Consider the following 18,172-nt stretch of genomic DNA (forward strand, 5'->3'; position numbering starts at 1 on the left):
TCAATGCAGGGGGAATCGCGTACTACTAAAACTATCAATCTCAAAATCAAGACAGCTCAATATGCATCTAAACACAACATTTCTGAAGAAAAGAGACTCGCTACACAATGGAATATACGCAGCGACGTTGACCTTGAATAATATGTTCGGAGCGTTCAATAGAGACATCTTTACCTAGCAAACTCTGAAAAACATTCAGTTCTGACTGGCATAAACTTGGGCAACGTGTCGCCGCTTTACAGATAGGACAATGATTTTCTATTAGCACATAACCTTGTGGAGTTTGCTCAAGCTCAGCCATGTAGCCTTCTTGCTTTCTCAGCTCCACCAACTTAGTCAGTTTAGAGAGCACGTCAGGGCAATGGCTTAATTCAGCTTGATAATTGGCTAATGTCTTTGCTTCCCTTTCATTGGCGACTTTCTGTACCCCTTCGGCACCAAACAGTGTTTCTACCGCTTCTATGACTTGAATAGTCAGCTCGCTGTGGCGGTCAGCAAATTGAGCATGCCCTTTTTGCGTTAGAGACCAGTGTCGGGTTGGACGCCCGACTTTTACTTTCAGATCCTCAAAAGACAAAAAACCCTCTTTTTGCAGGCTTTGCAGGTGTTGACGAGCTCCCATGGTGGTCATGTTAAGTTGCTCAGCAAGCTGCTTAGCCGTGACTGCTCCATCTTTTTTAATTGTCTGTAGAATTAAATCAACACTTTTCATGCTTGCTCCCTCAACCACAAAAATATTATGGAGCAACCAATTAATAAAGCAAATGCTTTACAGGACTAACTCGGAGGTTACGGCACATACTGCATTGGGATAAGTTTTTTGCTTCGGCTGTATCGTTCGAATAAGTTTCTCAGCGTGTTTGGCAGTGCTGATAAATCCACCGCCTTAAAGCCATGCTGGCGATAAAACGATTCAAGATGTTGATAAGCGAAGCAATAATCCTGATTGGCCAACACCTGCTGCTCACAATAGTTCATTAAGTGATGCCCTAACCCCTTTGCTCTCAAATCTGGAATCACTAACATACCTGTCAACAATCGACACTCTTCTATCTGACGAAAGCGAACCACCGCGACAATTTGCTGATCGATATACCCCGCGAGTATCAATTCATCTTTTTTGGCTTTCCCTGATGGGTAATAAGATTTATATAAGCGAGCTACGAGCGGCAGTTTAATCGGATCTAATACTTCTATATGCAGAGGGCTCATTATCACCAAGCTTCAATTTGAGGTAGAATGCTGGCAGTTTAGATTACTCAACGAAACCAATGCAAATTACAGCTAACGCCGACCTCCACCCCTACCATACTTTCTCTATCTCACAGCAGTGTGACTTCCTTGTTGAGGTGAACTCTACTGAAGAGATAAAGCAGGTTTATCAAAACCCGCAATGGAAACAGCTACCCAAGTTAATGCTAGGTAAAGGCAGCAATATGCTTTTTACCGAGCCTTATCATGGTGTAGTGGTACTCAATAGAATTGTCGGCAAACAAGTAACTGAGTCTGCAACGCATTGGCATCTGCATATTGCTGGTGGAGAAGATTGGCCATCACTTGTTGAATGGTCCGTCAATCATGGCTATGCAGGATTGGAGAATCTTGCTCTTATTCCTGGTTGTGCTGGCAGTGCTCCAATCCAAAATATCGGAGCCTATGGTGTTGAACTGAAAGATGTGTGTGAATATGTCGATATCCTTTGCCTCGATAGCTTTAGTATTCAGCGTCTCACTAATGAAGAGTGCAATTTTGGTTATCGAGATTCAATATTCAAGCATCAGTTGCATGGTAAAGCAGTCATTGTTGCGCTAGGGCTGAAGTTAGCCAAACAATGGCAACCTCAAATTGAGTATGGCCCGCTAAAATCCCTCGAAGCAAATACTCCAACTGCTCAAGATATCTTTGAGCGTGTGTGCCAGATTCGTATGGAGAAACTTCCAGACCCAAATGTGACAGGTAACGCGGGGAGCTTTTTCAAGAACCCGGTAATCCCTCAATCACATTTTGAACTCCTCAAACAGCAGTTCCCAGACATCGTTGCCTACCCTGCTGACGGCGGGATGAAAATCGCAGCCGGATGGTTGATTGATCAATGTAAGCTTAAAGGCATCAGGATAGGCGGAGCACAAGTACACCCTATGCAGGCTCTAGTGTTAGTCAATAAAGACAACGCAACAGCCACTGATGTTATTCAGTTGGCAGCTAAAGTTCGCTCTGAAGTGCTTAATCGCTATCAAATTGAGCTTGAACACGAAGTAAGATTTATGGGCTCACAACAAGAAACCAATCTGCAAGAGATTTTGGAGAAAGCACAATGAAAGAGCATTCGGTCAAGTTATCGATTCTAAAAACACTCTCTCAAGGTGGCTTTCACTCCGGCGAAGAGCTAGGTGAACAACTTGGCGTTTCTCGCGCTGCGATTAGCAAGCACATTAAAGGTATTCAAGATTGGGGGGTTGATATTTTTCGGGTGCAAGGCAAAGGTTATCAGCTTGCTAAGCCAATGCAGTTACTCGATCAGGAGACTCTTAATCAGGCTATTTCTACCCCTGTAGAACTGATTCCAATCATTGATTCGACCAACCAATATCTTCTCGACCGCACTGACAACCTTGAATCAGGATCTGTGTGTTTAGCGGAATATCAGGCCAAAGGTCGCGGTCGCCGTGGGCGTGAATGGATTTCTCCATTTGGTTCTAACCTCTATTTGTCAATGTACTGGCGCCTAGATGCTGGCATGGCTGCGGCGATGGGACTAAGCCTAGTGGTTGGTGTAGCTATCGTTGAAGCCCTCGAAGAAATGGGGCTTAATGGCGTTAAACTAAAATGGCCAAACGACCTGTACTATCAAGATCGTAAGCTCGCTGGCATTCTGGTAGAGATGTCAGGCCAAGCAGGCGCTGCTGCAAACTTAGTTATTGGTATGGGAATGAACCTAATGATGTCTGACAAGACCGAGGGTATTACTCAACCATGGGCTAGCTTGCAAGAGGTTGGTGAAAACAAAAATATCGACCGAAATGAGTTAGCAATTACTATGATCAATACGCTGCACAATGCCCTTAATGATTATGAGCTAAAAGGCATGGCAGGTTTTGTAGAACGATGGAATCGCCTCGATAACTTCATCGACCGACCAATTAAGTTGATCATGGGCCCGAGAGAGATTACTGGTATTGCTCGCGGCATCAATGAACAAGGCGCCGTTTTGCTAGAAACTGAACAAGGCATCGAAAGCTATATAGGTGGGGAGATTAGTCTTCGTCCCAATAAATAATTGTCAAAACGAGCACAAATACCATCTTTTACAATTAAGAATCTCGAACTAGGATCTGTCGGCTAGGAACTCTTTCGACATTTTGCTAATATCCCTGTCCACTTTTAGTAAAGGCAATACATCCAACATGATGACTAATAGGAATTTATTCGAACAACTTCCTACTTTGGCGCAAGATCCTGAACGGTTTGAAACCTTGTATTCTGCCAAAGATTTTCGAACTCGCTTGATTGAAGCGATTCGTCAGGCAAGTAAACGAATCTGCCTTGTTGCTCTTTACTTAGAGGATGATGAAGCGGGAAGAGAAATATTATCAGAGCTTTATCAAGCTAAGCAGCGCAACCCTGGGTTAGATATTAGTGTCTGTGTTGACTGGCACCGAGCGCAACGTGGTCTAATCGGTGCAGAACCTGGTGAAACCAATGCAGCGATGTATAAAAGCTTTGCTGAAAAACACCAACACAAAATTCCCGTTTATGGCATTCCAGTTAGAGGCCGTGAAGTCTTTGGCGTCCTGCATCTAAAAGGCTTTATCATCGATGATACGGTTATCTACAGCGGTGCAAGCTTAAACAATATTTACCTAAACTATAAAGATCGCTATCGTTTTGATCGTTACCATGTTCTAGAGAATAAAGCTCTGGCAGATAGTATGGTGAACTTTGTCCAACATGAAATCGTGGCACACCCTGCTGTTAACGATCTTGCTTGCTCAAGCAAACCTGAAACCAAAGAGATTAAGGCTCAGATTCGTCAGCTACGTGCGTCATTGGCAAAATCTTCATATCAATTTGAATCTCAAACGGCTTCTCAAGAACAAGTTGCGGTGACACCCATTGTCGGTGTAGGCAAAAAACGTAATAAACTCAATCAGGGTATTAACCAGCTGCTTGCTCAAGCAAAAGATGAGATCTTTATCTGTACGCCTTATTTCAACTTCCCTCGTAGTGTTGCGAAAGAAGTAAGAAAGGCACTGAGACGCGGTGTGAAGGTGACGATTGTTGTCGGTGATAAGACGGCTAACGACTTTTACATCTCACCAGAAGAAGAATTTAAAACCATTGGTGGTTTACCTTACCTCTATGAGCGCAATCTACGCCAGTTTGCCAAAACGAATGAAGCAAATATTGCTAGCCGTAAGCTATCTATCCACCTATGGAAGCACGATGAGAACAGCTTCCACCTCAAAGGCATTTGGGTAGATAAGCGCTACATGCTGATCACGGGCAACAACCTAAATCCAAGAGCTTGGAAACTGGATCTAGAGAACGCTATCTTTATTCAGGACAACTACCACCACCTAACATCTCAGTTTGAGAAAGAGGTGGAAAATATTCTTCAGCATACTCAGTTGATCTGTACTTACAGACAGCTGGAGAAGTTTGAAGACTATCCAGACGCAGTGCAGAAGCTAATGCGCAAGATTACACGTGTAAAAGCAGATCGGGTGTTGAAGCAGATACTCTAGATAAAATAAAAGCTCCTTTAGGAGCTTTTATTTTATCTAATGAACGGTTTCTGAATAGCTGTCATCCTCTTGAAGCTTTTGCCAAACTAAATCACCAATACCATCTGTAGGATTAAAATCTGTAGGGGCCTCAAGCAACAGTTGGCGAATCTTATCATGCTCAAAATTATGGCATGCTTTGTCTAATGCTTCTATGAGCTCAATATACTGTTCTAAAGGGAGAAAACGTTCATTGGCGGTCATAATTCTAGGGTGGGCTGTCTCACCAACATTATCGCCAATCAAAAGTTCTTCAAATAATTTTTCACCCGGTCGGAGACCAGAAAACTCAATTTCTATATCTCCATAAGGGTTACTCTCATCTTTAACTTCTAGACCTGATAGTTGAACAAGATTTACCGCTAGGTCAGTTATTTTTACTGGCTCCCCCATATCAAGAACAAACACGTCCCCACCTTTGCCCATTGCACCGGCTTGGATCACCAACTGCGCCGCTTCTGGGATTGTCATAAAGTAACGGATAATCTCTGGGTGAGTAACAGTGATAGGGCCACCATTAGCAATTTGCTTTTTAAATAAAGGGATAACCGAACCAGAAGAGCCTAGAACATTACCAAATCGAACCATGCAAAAACGAGTTCCATGCTCTTTTGCGCTTTCTTGCTCAGCTAGTGCCTGAAGACCTAGTTCTGCCATACGTTTCGTGGTACCCATAACATTGGTAGGGCGCACCGCTTTATCGGTAGATATAAGCACGAAAGACTCAACTTGAGCTTCAATGGCTGCTTTCGCTGTGTAGTAGGTACCGAAGACGTTGTTCCTCACCCCTTCGACTACATTGTATTCCACCAATGGAACATGCTTGTATGCAGCCGCATGATACACAGTTTGCACACCAAAGCTCTTCATTGCAGTAGCAAGACGATTAATCCTTTGCACAGAGCCCAATAATGGAATGATTTCAACGCTCAGACCTTCACTCGAAACTAAGTTAGAGAGTTCTCGATCAACTTGATATAAGCCAAACTCGGATAGCTCGAATAAAATAAGAGATTGAGGCTTCTGACGTATAATTTGACGACAAAGCTCGGAACCAATAGAACCACCAGCTCCGGTAACCATAACAACTTTGCCTTTGATATTGGCCTCCATCAAAGCTTGCTGCGGAGCAACCGAATCTCGACCAAGTAGATCTTCTATCTCAACATCCTTTAACTCGTCGATCTTGGCTTTACCTTCAACGATATCTTTCATGTCAGGAACGGTTAAAACTTCTGCAGAGAGATGCACTAGAGAATCCAAAATCTCTTTTCGGCGAGCCCTTGAAGCGCTTGGTACAGCTAGTAATATTTGACGGACAGAGTGCTTCTCAATTAGCTTTTCAGCTCGGCTAATTCCTTTTACTTTTAGTCCCATGATAATTGTGTTGTAAAGGGTTTTATCTTCATCAATAAAACCAACCACCTTATGAGTTTCAGAAGAACGCAAGGCCAAAGCCAATTGCCGGCCAGCTGAACCTGCTCCATAGATAAGCACACTTTTCTTACCTTTGCCATTACTCTGAGAAACCAGCACTCTGACAACTAAGCGAGAACCACCACATAAGAGACAGAGAAAAGCTCCATAGATAATTGGAACCGATCTAGGAACTGGGGCATCAAAATAGAAGGCAAGTACTGAGATGGAAGCTGCGGAAATTATGGTACCAAGACTTACTACAGCTAACGCATGGAACGTAAGATAGCGCAAAATAGCTCTATATAAGCCCAAACGTGTGAACGCTAAAATTGTGGCAACCCACGTCCCAAGTAATACATATTGAATTAGAACATCATCAAGAGGCTTTATATGGCCAATCCGTGTCCAATAAGCAGCATAAAATGATATAACGATAAACAAAGTATCAACACAAACGCTCACAATACGTTTATTAAAGCGTGAGAGATTCCAGATAAAATTCAACCTAACCATGATAGTTCTTAAAGTTGCGTCCGAATATGAAATGAAATAACGCGAAGGGCTTTTACCTCCTCTTTACCAACTATTTAACAGCGTCACCTGCTCCACTACCAGTAGCAGTCATCATTATGTACTTAAAGTAAAGTTTCAATGTTAACGTATCGATCATCTCTCTATCGGTTTTAGCCAACAGAGCTGGGGTAGACATATCAATATTTTGAATTTGAGCCAACCCTGTGATTCCCGGTAATACATCATAAACTCCAAGTGCATCGCGCTCAACAATCAGCTCTCTCTGGTTGAACAAGTTTGGACGTGGTCCAACAAGACTCATTTCGCCTTTAAGCACATTTAGCAACTGAGGCAGCTCATCAACCTTTGTTTTGCGCAAAAAAACACCATACTTGGTAATAGAAGTACTGCTCGCTAAATGGCTAGCCACTGATTGAGTATCTATCGTCATTGTACGAAACTTAATCAGCTTGAATGGTCTTTTATTCCGCCCCACACGTTCTTGAACAAAAATTGGGTAACCAGTATCAAACCATCCGATGATGGTCACTACGATTAACATTGGCCATAAAAAAAGCAAACCGAAAAAAGCTATAAGAAAATCGATAGTTCGTATCATTCTTTATTCTCTTTATTCTCTTTATTCTCTTTATTTAAAGAGAATGCTTCAGCAGTCTCTTTAAAACCTTCTTCTAATGTTTGTGGTGGTTTCCAGCCAAGTACTTCTTTTGTAGCTGTAATATCAACGTGTAATGAACCCAGCAGCCGATCTACTACATCCTGTTTCCCCAAAATACTACCCGTTATTTTAAAGCACCATTTAGGTACAGGGAGTTGCCAATCACACTTACCGAGTGATGTAGCAATTAGGCGGACCATTTGAGATGTTGAAACATCATGATCATCGGATACAAGAAACACTTGATTTGCAGCCTTAGGATGCTCGATACAAGTAACTATTAAATCCACCAAATTAGTAACCGATACTAAGCTCCGTTTATTATCAACAATCCTACCAAACGGCAACGGCAATCCTTTAGAAGCTAGTTCAATCAAAGATGCAAAATTTGCTTTAACTCCTGGACCATACACTAATGTTGGCCGAATAATCACAACCTCTAAACCTGTTTCTTCTGCTAATTGAAATAGCTTCTCTTCAGCCTCAGATTTAGAGAGAGCATAACAATCTTCTGGATGACGCTCATCGTTAGGTTTATATGGTATACTTGGCTCAGTACCTTCACCATTCACTTTAATTGTACTCAAAAAAATGAACCGTTTAACCCCTCTTAAATGAGCCTGCCTAGCCAAATTTAATGTCCCTGCTGTATTCATTTGATGATAAGCTGAAGCTACATCAAGATTTGAAGGTTCATTAATCATATGAACTCTTCCCGCCAGATGAATAACTGTATCAACATCAAACAAAGCTTCAGAATAATCAGTTAAGCAATCGATATTTAGTTTATAGAAATGAGCCTCTGGAAAGTTATCAGGTAAACTCCGCCCTAAGGCTTTAACGCAAGATAAGTCTAACCGTTTGAGCAACCAACTACCGATAAAACCAGAAGCTCCGGTGACCAATATATTCATTTTAATAACTCTCGAACAACACTATGACCGAAAAATTTTTCGCATTGATACGGCTTAAACTCTGCTTTTTCTGCAAGGCTTATACAGCCTCTAATATCGTTCAAATCAAAGCAAGAAACTGCGAAATGATTATGCTCAACATATCTAGCTAACTCAAGCTGATGATCATCAGCACGCGTCAAATTTGGAACAACGACTAGTTTCTTGCCACTCTCAAGCATAGAATACACTGAGCCAGCTCCTGCATGAGTCACAACAATATCTGCCACATCCACATACGATTGAAACTCATCACTAAATGCGAATGACTGAAAGTTTTTCGGTGTATAGCTAGAATGAGATGATACTTGAGCAATAATACTAACTGTATTATCACAATCAAATGACCTATCAATAGCTTCAATAAGCTTATCAAATGCTGTTGTACCCACAGTGATCAATATCTTCATTCTAAAATCTACCTACAAACTTCCCATAGGGGATAGTCTTTTTTAACTCAATATTTTGAATAAAAATATTCTTAGTTAGATACCTCATCGCCCTTGTTGTCATTGTTGGGGAGTAAAACTTAGACCACGTTTCAAAATGTATAATAGAACAACCAGCTAATTTCGCTGCAATGCCAACAAAAATAGCAACACCGGGTCCAAAAGAAACCAAAGTTGTAATACGATTTTCGCGCAAAAATCTATAAGACGTAATTATATTAGAAACGATTCTAGTCGGCGAAACAATTTTTCCGGAATACTTATCTCGAAATGGTTCCAACACCAAAAATCCCTCACTCCAATATGGAGAATCACCTTCATCCGTGATTCCATAAAAGTTCGAGTGTTTTTCCTCCGAGAACGTGTGATAAAACCTGTTTGCTTGAGCTCTGTGCCCACCACATCCGAAAACAATTGCTATATTTTTCACGGCTACTACCAATAAACAAACCAAAATTTAGTTAACAAAACTCAGCACTTTTTAAAATTAACAGTATGATATAATATGTCAACAAACAGTGTTGATAACACCAAATTAGAGTATTTTTTACACTTAATATCGACTAAACTCTTTTCAATAGACAACCCTATAAAATTAGTCAATATCCATTCGACTATGTCATCTGGATTAGAAGAAATGAAGGCTTGATGTTCTGGTATGCCAGCCAAAATATCCACCACATCTCCAACGTCAGTGCTAATAACGGGAAGCCCGGTAAGGACAGCTTCCTTAACAACTTGGGGGGAACCTTCTCTTAACGAAGAAAGGAACAGGATGTTTGCATCAGATAATGCATTGAAAATTTGGATACGACTAAGATTTTCGAAACAAATTTCTTCTACGTCAACTCTTTTTAGCATTAGCCTTTCGACTACATCTCGAAATAGGTGATAATTTTTCTCAGGCCGAGAAGGGGATGATGGAAATATTACTGTTAGCTTGTGACACCTATCCCACTTAGGTCTATCAACATATTTGAAAATTGCATCGACTCCACATGAAACAACTCTTACATCATTTCTCTGAAAAGTCCATATATAATCAATCATGCACTTAGACACTATTATGGACTGATTCGAGAAAAAAATTGCTAAATTTGAAATGATGTTAACAAGTTTAATCCCCATTAAATCTGACCCGTGAAAAGTAGATACAACTTTTATTCTGTTAAACCATATATATGGTAGCAAAAAAAACAAAGGTACAAAACTGAGACCATAATGCACGTTTATTACATCTACTTTCTGTCTTTTCAAAGCATAGAATAGACTAAAAACTGACAAGATGTACTTTAGAAAAGAACTCCGAACTTCATCTATATTAAAGACCGAAACTTGGTCAATTCTTTGATCCAAGATAACACATTCTACAAGTTCTTTGACAAAAACTCCTTTCTGATGACTCCCTGATGGATACATATTTGTTAGCACTAGTAATTTAATTTTACTTTTCATCCACCACCTCCATAGACAATATAAAACTAAGGAAACAAATACGCACTGTCATACAATACTACCTGAGATTATAAGAAATTAGAAATGAAAAACAGAGAATGACATAAAGCCAAAACCATAATCTTGAAAAAACAGGATTATCTAAAAATCGATAACTCAAGATTATATAAAATAGTGGCATCAAAGGATAAATGAATCGGAAATCAAATGTTGCTGCAGATACAATCAACATAATCATGTTTAAGAAGTAAATAACCAGGATAGGATAAAGAATTAGACATCTATTTTTTAAGGCTTCATAAGTTGAATAGAGAAAAAAACCTGACATTACTAACTTCACGTAATTCTGTACCGTTAATAAAGGCGTTTCAATATTCCAGCTTTCGTAGTTAAACGTCGGGACAGGACCAATAAAACCCGCGACGGTAAGCGCTATGTATTCAATGATTCCTACTGTGTCTCTTCCTAGCCTTTCTTTTTGCATCAGAGTAATATCAAACCCAAGCAACCTCTGAATAGCGCCTTGGAATGAAAGCCAAAATATACAAGCCAAAAGAGGAATGAGTAATATTGATGTGAGCCTAACTATAGATTTTAATTTACCTTCTGCAGCCATATATACATACAACATAAAACCCAACAAAAAGAATATAGTGTAAGGCGTCCTAAACAATCCAATAGCCATTGAAAGCAAGAATGAAAATGCGATGAATATGACACTTCTACTAATAATTGCGCGGTAACAGCAGTAAGTTGTAATAATAACTAAAAGTTGGAATATGGGCTCTTTAAGACCTGATGCGTTAAAATATACTGAAGCAGGATTCATACAAAACAGAATGAATGCCAGCTTTGCCATATTTTCGTTTAAATCCAATAACCTAACCAATTTATATACAAATATGCCAGAAAGAATATGAGAGATAACATTTGCTAGCTTCATATTGGCGATCGAATCACCAGGAAGGATATAGATAAATCGTAAGTATAGTGTAAAACCCAACTCACCAGAATCATGAGTGCTTAGCACATAAGCCACTGATTCTGATAAACTTAGTTCAGCTGTCTTGTTTGCTACAAAATCATAAAACTTAGCATCGACTGGATTAATCCCTAAAGGGTTACCGACTTCCGTTAAATAAAAGCTAAATAAAAAGAGCACACAACACAGTTGATATAATGTAATCAAAATAATCGAGGCACCAAAGCGAAGCCTCAATGAAATACTACAAAAGACAAAATAAGTAAATAGCCAAAAAAAATGAACTAATCCATAGAAAGACAAAAAACTAAGTCTGTCGTCGAATGATAGCGAAAACTGAAAAAATAAAAATGAACATAAGAAAAAAAGAGAAATTTTTTCGTAGTCATAATCTCTGCTAAAAATCATATTGTTCATTACAAAAATAACACCAATATAAAGATAGTTAAATAAAACTTACTCACTAAACATATCGTCTAGTTTTAAGATTATTTTTTCGATTTGGGCATTCCATGAAAGTTGCTTTCTTGCAAACTCTTGGATATCTCGACCACTATAATCTAAGCCCTTGTACCAATCTAAAATCTCATTCAAATCAATATCAGTTTCATCATGTGTGACTTTGTATGCAAAGTCTATATTTGTGAATACTTCATCAATTTCAGAGTAGATAAATGGAATTCCATAAGCACAATATTCTCTTACCTTGAGTGAAGATGCTGACAATAAACCTTTTCTAAATATGCCTAAACACCCTACGCCTATATCACTCTTTTTGTATATAGATGATAAGTTATCTCCTTCGAGAAACCCATGAAATGTAACCACCGAGTTCAAGTTCAAATCGTTAACCAACCTCTTAAGGTTTTCGAGTTCATTCCCTTCGCCGACAATATTAAAATGTATAGCTGCACAATGTTCTTTATTAAAAGTTGAGATTGCACGAATAAAACGGTCGTAACCATGCCAATTGGCTAATTGGGCTACTGCAATAAAGTTGACACTTTCTCGACATCCATTTTTATGACACAGTTCAAAATCTCCAGTAACTATGCCATTGTTTAGCTTCAATGCAGGCAAACTCCAAATTGATTCACCACCGTCGCCGTAATATGTAATTAAATCAACTTTTCCTTTCAATCTAGTTCTACAGTAAACTTCAACTTTAAAAAGCATTTCTTTGAAAAAACCCTTGATTTCGGCATCATAAGGGTAGGTAGGAATTTCAAGAACGACCTTGCTTCCCGACAGTTTCAATTTTTTAACAAATTCAAGAAAACCGAAACTAATAATTGGTTTTCGAATATAAACCAGATCCCAACCATCTTTAAGAATGATGTCATCGATCCTTCTAGGCCAAAAGAATCTAGATTTCAATCTATACCATCGGTTTCTCTTGATTATACAAACCGGTTGCCTATTAATGCAAAAATAGTCACCATCGAAGTAAGTCGTTGACACTTCAAAGCCGAACTTTTCAAATGCAGCATGCTGATGTTCTATCTTTTTCAAGACGCCAGGTTTAGTTATATCTGCATCAGTAATGTAAAGTAACTTTTTCATTAGCTTATGCCTTTAATATATTTGTATATCCGCATATAGGTAAACTAAGCACCTGACCTGATAGCATTTCGGCCACAGGAAAATCACCTATTTGATATCCAAGATGAGAAAAGGCACTTTGTTGATGCATACAAGTTCGGTAATAAACCATTGTTGGTATACCGCTACTATTGAATTCATCCATGGATTCACTTCGATTTTCGCAACGAACTGTATATTGCGCCCAAGAGCTACTGAAACCTAGCGGTACTTTAGGCGTAACAAATTTATTTGGTAATGTATTTTGGTATATTTCTGCAACTTTATTTCTATTACTTAACTCTTCAGGAAACTCTAATAACTTCTCAATTAAAACTGCCGCTTGAATAGTGTCTAAGCGGCTATTAACTCCAATACGCACATTATCGTATTTATCTGTTCCTTTCCCATGAATTCTGTATGAGCGTAGTAACTCTGCATACACATCGTCGTCGGTAAAAATCGCTCCGCCGTCCCCATAACAACCCAGAGGTTTTGCTGGAAAAAAGCTAGTCGTTGCAATGTCACCAAAGCTTCCTGCCATTCTTCCATTGATAGAGCCACCAAAACCCTGAGCCGCATCTTCTATCAGCTTCAACTTATACTTTTTAGCTATCTTCTCAATTAAGTAATAATTGGCAGGCAATCCAAATAAATCAACAGCTACAATAGCTTTAGGAGTTAGCCTGCCCTCGGCTATCACTTTCTGAATTTGTTTCTCTAGATCAACTGGACAAATATTAAATGTCGCTTCATCAGAGTCTACAAAGACAGGGGTGGCGTTTGCAAATGCTACTGTTTCAGCTGTAGCAAAAAAAGTAAACGTAGGACAAAATACGGCATCACCTTCATTAATATCTAACACCATCATAGCTAGTGTTAATGCATCAGTACCATTCGCACACGTAATACAATGTTTTACTCCAACATATTCAGCTAATTTTGACTCTAACTCGAACACCTCCGGTCCCATAATATATTTACCGTGGTCTAAAACTTTATGGATACGTGCATCAATTTTATCTTTCAAATGTTTGTACTGAGCTTCTAGATCTATGAATTGCATCTTAGTTATCTTCTAAATATAATCTGTCATTTTCTAAGCGATATTTTTGGTTTGTATGAGGACAAATTACTTCTTCAAAACCAGTTAAAGGTAAAGCTAATTGTTCTCCATGAACACTCATCCAGCCGATCTGCTTTGCAGGAACACCAACCATCAATGCAAATGGTTTTACATCTTTGTTTACCACTGTGCCTGCGCCTATAAAAGCGTACTCACCTATAGTTATTCCACATACTATTGTACAGTTAGCTCCTAGTGTAGCTCCCTTTTTAACTATAGTGTCTCTATACTGGTCTTTACGTTCGATCAATGAACGTGGGTTATAAACGTTCGTAAACACCATGCTTGGCCCACAAAAAACGCCCTCACCTAATTGAACATTATCATAAACAGACACGTTATTTTGAACTTTACACTTATTACCAATTAAAGCTCTATTTCCAACAAAAACATTTTGTCCTATAGAAACTTCATCGCCAATTATTGCCCCAGAGCAAACATGTGCCCAGTGCCATACTCGGCAATCCTTACCAATTTGTGCACCATCGTCAATGATAGCTGTTTCATGCTTATAAAAACTCATGATTGACCCTTTTATTTACGAACCCGTAATTTTCATAACCGCAAGTCCGATTCTCCGATAGCTAAAACATGTTTCACGTCATAAAGAATATGTTCCGGCTTACCTAAAGATCTTAACTTAGAAACTCCCATAGTCTTAGTTTCAGTATGATCAACAGCTAAAACAATAGCATCGTATTCATTCTCTTTAAGCTCAGTAACTAACTCAATTCCGTACTCGTAATAAACCTCTTCAGAAGATGCCCACGAATCATAGACATCAACAGTCATATTGAAGTCTTTTAACTCTTTTACAATGTCGATGATTTTGGTATTACGAACATCAGGACAATCGCCTTTAAACGTAAAGCCCATTATTAATACCTTCGCTTCATCAACGTGAATTTTTTTACTAGCAAGCTTTTTAACTAATTGAGTAGCTACATATTCACCCATACCATCATTAATCCGACGACCGGCTAAAATAACTTCTGGACGATAACCTACCTCTTGAGCTTTATGTGTTAAATAATACGGATCAACACTAATACAATGACCACCAACTAAACCAGGTTTAAATGGTAAGAAGTTCCACTTGGTGCCTGCAGCTTTTAGAACTTCTTCTGTATCGATATCTAATTTGTTAAAGATTTTTGCAAACTCATTAATAATAGCAATATTTAAATCTCTCTGCGTATTTTCGATAACTTTGGCTGCCTCAGCTACTTTAATCGAAGATGCTTTATGAGTTCCGGCATCAATTATAGACGAGTAAACAGAGTCCACAAAGTCAGCAATTTCAGGAGTTGATCCTGACGTAATCTTCATGATAGTGGTTAAACGATTAACTTTATCACCTGGATTTATACGCTCAGGGCTATAACCCGCATAAAAGTCTTTGTTGAATACCAAACCTGATAGCTTCTCAATTAGAGGAATACAGATATCTTCAGTAGCCCCTGGATACACCGTAGATTCAAAGACTACAACATCTCCAGAAGAAATGACCTTAGCAAGTGCTTCAGAAGCTTTTTTTAATGGTGTTAGATCTGGAGTGTTATCGTCTGTAATTGGTGTAGGTACCGTAACAACATAAAAATTGCACTTTTGTATGGCGCTTAACTCTGAAGTATAGCTTAATAGTGGCGCACTTTTTAATTCTTTAGGTGTGCATTCCAATGTTGAGTCATTACCTGATTTTAACTCATTGACGCGATGCTGGTTAATATCAAAGCCAATCGTCGAATACTGTTTACCAAACTCTACAGCAAGCGGTAGACCAACATAGCCTAAGCCTACGATACCAATTTTTAAATTATCTAGTTTCATTCTCTTTAACTCAATACATTATAAGTTTAAAGGCAGGCCGATTTCTTTTTTGTCACGAGCAGAACGGTAGATGCCAATAAGCAACTCAAGAGACTTCAGACCTTCACGTCCATCCGTTTCTGCTTTTGCCTTACCACGTAATACATCGGCTACGTTTTGGAAGTAAGGAGGATGACCAAAACCATATACTGAAGTTGTTTGATAGTTGGCATTTTGAATCTCATTATCATAATCACATGAATCTTCAAACGTCCACTCTTGGATATCATTGACAGCGACACCACCGATACGCACTGTACCCTTTTCACCTAAAATTGTTATCGAACCTTCAAGGTTTTTTGGATACGTACACATAGTCACAGCCATTGAGCCCAAAGCCCCATTTCTCCATTTAATATTTACAACCCCAGTATCTTCTACTTCGATATCACGATGTGTCGATGTGATTGCATGAATTTTTTCTATAGGCCCAACAAGCCAGTGCATTAAATCTACGTAATGAGTAGCTTGATTCATAAAAGCACCACCATCCATATCCCAGGTTCCGGACCATTCAGCACGATCATAATATTCCTGAGGACGAGTCCAAAACACATTGAAGTGTACCATATGAATCTTACCAAAACGTTTTTCAGACACCGCACGCTTAAGCAATTGCAGTGTTGAATTCTTACGGTTCTGCTTCACAACAAAAAGGTTAACTCCAGCTTCATCACAAGCTTTAACCATAGCCAAGCCATCTTCCCACTTGGTTGCCATTGGCTTTTCCGTAATAACGTGTACTTTAGCTTCTGCCGCTTTGATTGTTTGAGATGCGTGGATACCACTAGGGGTACAAAGAGTTACTAAGTCTAACTCTTCCTTTGCTAGCAACTCATCAATAGAAGTATAAGCTGCTACTCCATATTTCTTCTTATGTTCTTCTAAGACATCTCTATTATTATCACAGATAGCAACCAGTTCATATTCAGAATTTAGTTGCTCGATAGAACCAAAGTGATTTTTTGAAATCCGACCGCAACCAACAATTGCTATTTTAATTTTTTTCATAAGAATTCCATTAGTTATATTAATTTTGTATAGATGTCTTTATCAGCTTGATATCCGAAATGGGTATTATGCCAAAGCAATACATACTCGCCTTTATGTTTTTCTACTTTATCTTTAAATAACTCAAACCGACTAAGTGTTTTATCAGTGTAACCTAGACCTTCGTAACGAGGAGCAATGATAGTACATTCCATATTGATTAATGGGCGCTGAATAACATTCAGTGGTTTTCTATTAAGTAGGTCGTACATGGGGAAAGGGTGACTTGTTCCACAGCGAAATCCGGAGCTATCAGCAAAAGATAATGTTGAATCATAATCGAATCCGTGGTCTTCCCAAAGCTTAGGAGTGACCTTTGAATCCCATCTAAGGAAATGCATTCTGCCACCTAGGACCGATTGCTCGATTGCCTCTTCTTTTAATATTCTTTTCAGCGCGTTAGCAGAACGAGCAAAATTTTCTGAATTGTTAAAGCAATGATAGCCAGGGTGCAATCCGATTTCATGACCTCTAGAATGAATCTCACGGAACAAATTACGCATCTTGGGTGAATCAAAATCAAATTCTGAATCATATTTTTCATCAGTACATACAGTTATGAAATAAAATGCAACCTTATTCCCCACCTCTTCATTCTTTTCCATGATCCATGAAATTTCATTTCTTATCTTATCACCATACGAGAACCCAAATTTATCCATGGAAAATGTAACCCAACGATTAATAGCAGACGATAGATTTCTATGCTTAATTACATCACTAAGTGAACTTCGTATTGTTGATGTTATTGAAAGTGTACTTGGGTCAAATGGCCAATCAACATCACAAGTAATCAATTTACGGAACTGTAACTCTTTTTTCTGGAGTTCAGGCCAAAGTCGAGACATCAAAGAGCCTAGTAACTGAATATATTCATCGACTAATGGGCGTTCTAAGAAACCGAACTTATATGCAACCGAACTAGTGGAAGGAAAGCGTTGATGCTCGTCTAGTGCGACTCCTTTGACTCCTTCTTCATACCTCGAAAGTAAGAAAAAAATAGTACCAAATATATCTATCTGACAGTGAACACTCTTACTATTAAACTGAATACTTGGCTCACCATAAATAACAGGTAAAGTCTCAGATGTTTCTTGAACGAATTCATTATCTTCATATACTCTACAGGTTTTTGGCAAGGTTTCCTCACCAAGCCAATTATTATGTGCTAGTTCAAAGAAAGGGATTGATAAAGATAACCAATTACTGAAACCCGACGACATTATAATTTCGTCACTGGCTGCATCGCCAAATTTTATTTCACTATCAAACAACCGTTCTAATACATATTTAACCGTATACTTCATTTCGG

At 38.9% G+C, this 18,172-nt stretch carries 18 protein-coding genes; 3 read left to right on the forward strand and 15 right to left on the reverse strand.

What is annotated here, in order from left to right:
* Positions 1 to 100: 100 nt before the first annotated feature.
* Together ACQEXT_RS09875 and ACQEXT_RS09880 are read right to left on the reverse strand one after the other, a co-directional pair.
* Entirely contained in the window at positions 101 to 712 is a 612-nt protein-coding gene (locus ACQEXT_RS09875; RefSeq protein ID WP_426951847.1) for a helix-turn-helix transcriptional regulator, read from the reverse strand.
* Positions 713 to 789: 77 nt separating this feature from the next.
* Positions 790 to 1,212: a GNAT family N-acetyltransferase gene (locus tag ACQEXT_RS09880; protein WP_426951849.1), complete on the reverse strand. Its 423-nt coding sequence runs from the start codon at positions 1,210 to 1,212 to the stop codon at positions 790 to 792.
* A gap of 59 nt (positions 1,213 to 1,271) precedes the next feature.
* Between ACQEXT_RS09880 and murB the strand changes: the two genes are divergently transcribed.
* The 3 genes from murB (at position 1,272) to pssA (ending at position 4,745) form a co-directional block, all read left to right on the forward strand.
* Entirely contained in the window at positions 1,272 to 2,318 is a 1,047-nt protein-coding gene (gene murB, locus ACQEXT_RS09885) for a UDP-N-acetylmuramate dehydrogenase (protein WP_426951851.1), read from the forward strand.
* Complete coding sequence (gene birA, locus ACQEXT_RS09890) at positions 2,315 to 3,277, forward strand: bifunctional biotin--[acetyl-CoA-carboxylase] ligase/biotin operon repressor BirA (protein ID WP_426951852.1); 963 nt, start codon at positions 2,315 to 2,317, stop codon at positions 3,275 to 3,277. Before murB ends, birA begins: the two co-directional genes overlap by 4 nt.
* 127 nt (positions 3,278 to 3,404) lie before the next feature.
* Entirely contained in the window at positions 3,405 to 4,745 is a 1,341-nt protein-coding gene (pssA, locus tag ACQEXT_RS09895; RefSeq protein ID WP_426951853.1) for a CDP-diacylglycerol--serine O-phosphatidyltransferase, read from the forward strand.
* A 36-nt stretch (positions 4,746 to 4,781) separates the two neighbouring features.
* Here the strand turns inward: pssA and ACQEXT_RS09900 are convergent, their stop codons facing one another.
* From ACQEXT_RS09900 to ACQEXT_RS09960, 13 genes are all read right to left on the reverse strand, one after another.
* Entirely contained in the window at positions 4,782 to 6,716 is a 1,935-nt protein-coding gene (locus tag ACQEXT_RS09900) for a polysaccharide biosynthesis protein (protein WP_426951854.1), read from the reverse strand.
* 70 nt (positions 6,717 to 6,786) lie between these two features.
* The gene (locus ACQEXT_RS09905) at positions 6,787 to 7,335 is read right to left on the reverse strand and encodes a sugar transferase (protein ID WP_426951855.1); all 549 of its coding nucleotides are present in this window, start codon (positions 7,333 to 7,335) and stop codon (positions 6,787 to 6,789) included.
* Positions 7,332 to 8,309: a UDP-glucose 4-epimerase family protein gene (locus ACQEXT_RS09910; RefSeq protein ID WP_426951856.1), complete on the reverse strand. Its 978-nt coding sequence runs from the start codon at positions 8,307 to 8,309 to the stop codon at positions 7,332 to 7,334. Before ACQEXT_RS09910 ends, ACQEXT_RS09905 begins: the two co-directional genes overlap by 4 nt.
* Positions 8,306 to 8,758, reverse strand: coding sequence for a PssE/Cps14G family polysaccharide biosynthesis glycosyltransferase (pssE, locus tag ACQEXT_RS09915; protein ID WP_426951857.1), 453 nt, complete (start codon positions 8,756 to 8,758; stop codon positions 8,306 to 8,308). The genes ACQEXT_RS09910 and pssE overlap by 4 nt, the downstream gene beginning before the upstream one ends.
* Before the next feature lies 1 nt (position 8,759).
* A complete protein-coding gene (locus ACQEXT_RS09920) occupies positions 8,760 to 9,227 on the reverse strand; it encodes a hypothetical protein (protein ID WP_426951858.1) in 468 nt (155 codons plus the stop codon).
* A 41-nt stretch (positions 9,228 to 9,268) separates the two neighbouring features.
* On the reverse strand, positions 9,269 to 10,252 hold the full coding sequence (locus tag ACQEXT_RS09925) for a glycosyltransferase (RefSeq protein WP_426951859.1): 984 nt from the start codon (positions 10,250 to 10,252) through the stop codon (positions 9,269 to 9,271).
* Positions 10,253 to 10,310: 58 nt separating this feature from the next.
* A complete protein-coding gene (locus ACQEXT_RS09930; protein ID WP_426951860.1) occupies positions 10,311 to 11,651 on the reverse strand; it encodes a hypothetical protein in 1,341 nt (446 codons plus the stop codon).
* Positions 11,652 to 11,690: 39 nt separating this feature from the next.
* Positions 11,691 to 12,797: a glycosyltransferase gene (locus ACQEXT_RS09935; protein ID WP_426951861.1), complete on the reverse strand. Its 1,107-nt coding sequence runs from the start codon at positions 12,795 to 12,797 to the stop codon at positions 11,691 to 11,693.
* A gap of 4 nt (positions 12,798 to 12,801) precedes the next feature.
* Positions 12,802 to 13,881 (reverse strand): DegT/DnrJ/EryC1/StrS family aminotransferase, encoded by a 1,080-nt coding sequence (locus ACQEXT_RS09940; RefSeq protein ID WP_426951862.1) that lies wholly within the window; start codon positions 13,879 to 13,881, stop codon positions 12,802 to 12,804.
* A gap of 1 nt (position 13,882) precedes the next feature.
* Positions 13,883 to 14,464, reverse strand: a complete 582-nt coding sequence (locus ACQEXT_RS09945; RefSeq protein ID WP_426951863.1) for an acyltransferase — start codon at positions 14,462 to 14,464, stop codon at positions 13,883 to 13,885.
* 32 nt (positions 14,465 to 14,496) lie between these two features.
* Entirely contained in the window at positions 14,497 to 15,771 is a 1,275-nt protein-coding gene (tviB, locus tag ACQEXT_RS09950) for a Vi polysaccharide biosynthesis UDP-N-acetylglucosamine C-6 dehydrogenase TviB (protein WP_426951864.1), read from the reverse strand.
* Between the two features lie 18 nt (positions 15,772 to 15,789).
* Positions 15,790 to 16,821: a Gfo/Idh/MocA family protein gene (locus ACQEXT_RS09955; protein ID WP_426951865.1), complete on the reverse strand. Its 1,032-nt coding sequence runs from the start codon at positions 16,819 to 16,821 to the stop codon at positions 15,790 to 15,792.
* A gap of 14 nt (positions 16,822 to 16,835) precedes the next feature.
* On the reverse strand, positions 16,836 to 18,167 hold the full coding sequence (locus ACQEXT_RS09960) for a polysaccharide deacetylase family protein (RefSeq protein ID WP_426951867.1): 1,332 nt from the start codon (positions 18,165 to 18,167) through the stop codon (positions 16,836 to 16,838).
* Positions 18,168 to 18,172 lie beyond the last annotated feature (5 nt).

This window comes from Vibrio sp. TRT 29B02, from assembly GCF_050113655.1.
In the GTDB taxonomy this organism is placed as follows: domain Bacteria; phylum Pseudomonadota; class Gammaproteobacteria; order Enterobacterales; family Vibrionaceae; genus Vibrio.